This is a genomic window from Streptococcus sp. 2018037 (genome assembly GCF_019754195.1).
In the GTDB taxonomy this organism is placed as follows: Bacteria; Bacillota; Bacilli; order Lactobacillales; family Streptococcaceae; genus Streptococcus; species Streptococcus hashimotonensis.
Genome location: NZ_JAIJZQ010000046.1, coordinates 1 through 5,027, shown reverse-complemented (window position 1 = coordinate 5,027; position 5,027 = coordinate 1). Strand labels below are relative to the sequence as shown.

The following is a 5,027-nucleotide window of genomic DNA, read 5'->3' as shown; positions in this document are numbered from 1 at the left end:
ATCCACAAACTGACTAATCAGACGAGCCTCATGCGTTGCAGGTAAGTCCCAAGCAATATTTAATTCCAAACTTAACTGATTTGTGTTATACTGTTTATACATTTTCATGCCTTTCTAGTTGTTTTGTCGTTATTATAATTATAAAGCATGAAATGGAAAACGAGCAACTCCTAATTGGAATTGCTCGTTTTTTTATATGTGAGCGGCTAGTTTTTGCCCAGCCTCCAGCTTCATGTATTCTATCATATCCTTTTATAGTTATCTTTATCAAGGTAAACTGACTACCGTCAGTTCCTATTCCCAACTAGAAAAGGTCCACTGGACCTTAGCCATTGGTAAGCCGACTCCCGTCGGCTCTCATCTCCCACTAGAAAAGGTCCACTGGACCTTTTCTACATCTTCTCTTCCAACTCCACGTCAGGATACTTGTCCGCGAACCAGCGGAGGGCAAAGTCATTTTCAAAGAGGAAGACGGGTTGGTCAAAGCGGTCTTTGGCTAGGATGTTGCGGCTTGATGACATGCGTTCATCCAGGTCTTCTGGCTTGATCCAGCGGACTGTCTTTTTACCCATTGGAGTCATGACTACTTCGGCATTGTACTCGCCTTCCATGCGGTGTTTGAAAACTTCAAACTGGAGCTGACCAACGGCACCCAGCATATACTCGCCAGTCTGGTAGTTCTTGTAGAGCTGGATAGCCCCTTCCTGCACCAGTTGCTCGATTCCCTTGTGGAAGGATTTTTGTTTCATAACGTTTTTAGCAGAAACTTTCATGAAAATTTCAGGGGTAAAGGTCGGTAGCGGTTCGAATTCAAACTTGTTCTTACCTACAGTCAAGGTATCTCCTACCTGATAGGTCCCTGTATCGTAAACACCGATAATGTCACCCGCTACTGCATTTTCCACATTCTCACGAGATTCGGCCATGAACTGGGTCACGTTGGACAGCTTGGCTCCCTTGCCTGTACGAGGCAGGTTAACCGCCATACCGCGTTCAAATTCGCCCGAAACCACACGGACAAAGGCAATGCGGTCGCGGTGACGAGGGTCCATGTTGGCTTGGATTTTGAAGACAAAGCCTGAAAAGTCTTTGTTGAGCGGGTCAATGACATCCCCTGTCGTTGTCTTGTGACCATGTGGCTCTGGAGCAAATTCCAAGAAGGTGTCAAGGAAGGTCTGCACACCAAAGTTTGTCAGGGCTGAGCCGAAGAAAACAGGTGTCAAATCGCCGTCCAAAATCGCCTGTTCTGAAAATTCATTCCCTGCTTCCGCCAAAAGTTCAATATCATCCAGAACTTGTGCATAAAAGGGGTTAGAACCAAAGAGCTTATCACCCTCGTCCAAGCTTGCAAAACGCTCATCACCTCGATAGAGTTCTAAGCGTTTGTTATGGAGGTCATAGAGTCCCTCGAAAGATTTCCCCATACCGATTGGCCAATTCATTGGATAGCTGGCAATGCCCAAGACTTCTTCCAACTCCTGCAACAAATCAAGCGGCTCACGGCCATCACGGTCCAACTTGTTGATAAAAGTAAAAACAGGAATGTTGCGGTGCTTCACAACCTCAAAGAGCTTTTTGGTCTGGGCCTCGATACCTTTGGCAGAGTCCACCACCATGACAGCCGCATCGACCGCCATCAAGGTCCGATAAGTATCTTCTGAGAAGTCCTCGTGCCCTGGTGTATCCAAGATATTGACACGCTTGCCTGCGTAGTCAAACTGCATAACAGAGGAGGTAACAGAGATACCACGTTGTTTCTCAATATCCATCCAGTCAGACTTGGCAAAGTTACCAGTCTTTTTCCCTTTGACCGTACCTGCTTCACGAATCTCACCCCCAAAGTAGAGCAACTGCTCGGTAATGGTGGTCTTACCCGCGTCCGGGTGAGAGATAATCGCAAAGGTGCGGCGTTTCTTGATTTCTTCTTGTAGTGACATAATGCTTCCTTTTCATTTTTTTGTATTTTGATTCATAGCAGAGCTGAGCTCTTATCTTATTCGATTTACATTGGATTCATCCTTATTCTTTACTAGACAACTCTCTTATTATATCGGAAATAAGGGAATTTTTCAAACTATTGAAGAATAGGTCTACAGACCTATACTGTTGTATTATAAATATGTTACAATAAGTATGAGATGTATTCTATATACTAGAAAAAGAAAGATAAAATAATGAACAAAAAAATAAAAGGTTTATCAACCAAGGAAGTACAAGAACGTATTCAAAACCAGCAAACCAATCATTTTAAGACAAAGACCAGTGCCAGTAATTGGGAAATCTTCAGACGAAATGTGTTTACATCTTTTAACGCACTCAATTTTGCCATTTTCTTAGCCTTACTAGCTGTTCAGGCATGGTCCAACCTTTTCTTCTTCGGAGTCATTGTCCTCAACGCTGTTTCAGGAATGCTGACAGAATGGCGGGCACGACGAATGATTGACAAACTCAACCTGATGAACAAGGATTTTATCCGAGTTGTTCGTGACGGCGAGACAATCTCTATTGCACCAGAAGATATTGTCTTAGATGATATTCTCTTGCTGTCTGCTGGCGAACAAGTTCCTAGTGATGCTATTGTTTTAGAAGGTATAGCCGAGGCAAACGAGGCCATGTTAACTGGTGAAAGCGACTTGATTGTGAAAAATAATGGGGCTGAATTATTGTCTGGTAGCTATCTAGTTAGCGGACAGATTTATGCAACAGTCATCCATGTTGGCGCAGAAAACTATGCCAATAAGCTCATGCTCGAGGCGAAAACTCACAAACCTATCGTCTCTCGTATTCTTTACAATATGGATAAAATTGCTAAATTTACAGGAAAAATTATCATTCCATTCGGACTTGCTCTTTTTCTAGAAGCCTTTTTCATCAAACTTCTTCCCTTAAAAGACTCAGTTATTACCAGCTCTACTGCCCTACTAGGTATGTTACCAAAGGGAATTGCTCTGCTAACCATCACTTCTCTCTTAACTGCCGTTATCAAGCTGGGAATGAAAAATGTCCTCGTACAAGAAATGTATTCCGTCGAAACACTTGCCCGAGTTGATGTTCTTTGTTTGGATAAGACCGGAACGATTACTCAGGGGAAAATGACCGTCGAAAACCTGCTCCCCTTAACCGACCATTATTCACTTGACACTATCCAACAGATACTCGCTACCTATATCCAGACAAGTGAGGATACTAATTCAACAGCTCAGGCCATTCGAAAAGAATATGGTGATTTAGAGCACCACTATAAAGCTAGTCACATCATTCCATTTTCTAGTGATAGAAAGTGGGGAGCAATGACAATAGAAAACATTGGTCGCATTTTTCTAGGGGCACCAGAAATGTTGCTAACACAAAATCCTCCTTCTGTTTCTGAGGCACAGGCTCGTGGTTCCCGTGTCCTGATTCTTGCGCTTAGTCAACAGTCCCTTCCTTCTTCTCAAAATCAGCTACCTGAGAATATTGAACCTCTAGCTCTATTAGAAATTGCCGACCCAATTCGAGAAGATGCCGCAGAAACACTAGCCTATCTTCGCTCGCAAGAGGTGATACTAAAAATAATCTCTGGCGACAATCCTGTGACTGTCTCACACATTGCTAAGGAAGCTGGATTTGCTGACTACGATAGCTATATCGATTGTTCCAAAGTTGACGACGAAGAACTAATTGCCAGAGCTGAAACAACCGCCATTTTCGGTCGCGTATCCCCACATCAGAAAAAATTGCTCATCCAAACCCTCAAAGCACAGGGACATACTACTGCAATGACCGGTGATGGAGTCAATGATATTCTCGCACTACGCGAAGCTGATTGTTCCATTGTTATGGCAGAAGGTGATCCCGCTACTAGACAAATCGCTAATCTAGTCCTCCTAGATTCTGAATTTCGAGATATTCCTGAGATTCTCTTTGAGGGACGACGCGTTGTTAATAACATCTCCCACATTGCGCCCATCTTTCTTATCAAAACAATTTACTCTTTCTTACTTGGCCTTATCTGTATCGCTAGTATCACCCTAGGTAAAGCAGAATATTTGTTAGTTTTCCCATTTATTCAGATACAAATGACCCTCATTGGTCAATTTGTTGAAGGTTTTCCTCCTTTTATCCTAACTTTTGAACGAAATATCCGCCCCGTAGAAAAACATTTTCTCAGAAAATCTCTTCTCTTAGCCCTACCAAATGCTCTCATGGTTGTTCTCAGTGTCCTTATTTTCCATTTACTGCAAGTCTTTGGATACTTAAACTTGCATGACATGCAAACCCTCTCTTATTATGTTCTTGGTTCAACAGGTCTACTGGCTGTCATTCGTGCCTGTTTGCCACTGACAAAAGCTCGACTGGCTCTTATTATTTATTCCGTTTTCGGTTTCTTCATCAGCTCCCATTTCCTACATGGTCTGATTGAAATCCACCCTCTAAACAGTCACACATTGCCAATCTATTCTGGATTAATGCTTATTTTTATCCCTGTCTTTTTCTGGATTAGCTACAACCAAGGCGCATTTAAAAACTAAAAATGGGAGTGGGAAAGAACTCGACCATTCATAGAAGAGTTCGTTTTCCCACCCCCGCACAGTTGATTAGGTTAGATTTGGAGTGTAAAACACGAACAAATCTGCCAATCAACCACTGCGCTGAGATGTTGACACTAACTTTGAGAAGCGGTGCTGGGCTTTTTGCCCAATGTCATTAAGTTAACTAACCTATCACATTTTGTAGTGGGTTAGTTTTTATGTTACACTAAAAATAAAAGGGGAAAAGTCATGCTAGATCAGATTAAAGCTCATTTACTTGATAGTATTAACGACATCGTTTCCACCGCAAACCAGTTTGTGCTTCATCCTGAAAAAGATTTTAGTCGGAAAAGTTAGCTAACTATGAAAACCATGATTCAAGCTATACTTACCATGAGAGGCAATACCTTATCTAAAGAGCTACTTGACTTACATTTACCAGTTACCCAATCTGCCTTTGTCCAACGACGATATCAGATCAAACATCAAGCTTTTAAAGCCCTGTTTACCAATATT

Annotated in this window: 2 protein-coding genes and 1 pseudogene; 2 read left to right on the top strand and 1 reads right to left on the bottom strand. The window is 42.3% G+C overall.

Going from position 1 to position 5,027, the window contains the following annotated elements; all coding sequences use genetic code 11:
* Positions 1 to 392: 392 nt before the first annotated feature.
* Positions 393 to 1,937, bottom strand: a complete 1,545-nt coding sequence (locus K5Q29_RS10435) for a peptide chain release factor 3 (protein WP_002935863.1) — start codon at positions 1,935 to 1,937, stop codon at positions 393 to 395.
* A gap of 237 nt (positions 1,938 to 2,174) precedes the next feature.
* Between K5Q29_RS10435 and K5Q29_RS10430 the strand changes: the two genes are divergently transcribed.
* Positions 2,175 to 4,511, top strand: coding sequence for a cation-translocating P-type ATPase (locus K5Q29_RS10430; RefSeq protein WP_205032683.1), 2,337 nt, complete (start codon positions 2,175 to 2,177; stop codon positions 4,509 to 4,511).
* A gap of 249 nt (positions 4,512 to 4,760) precedes the next feature.
* Positions 4,761 to 5,027 (top strand): annotated as a pseudogene (locus K5Q29_RS10425) (IS4 family transposase); the annotation flags it as partial.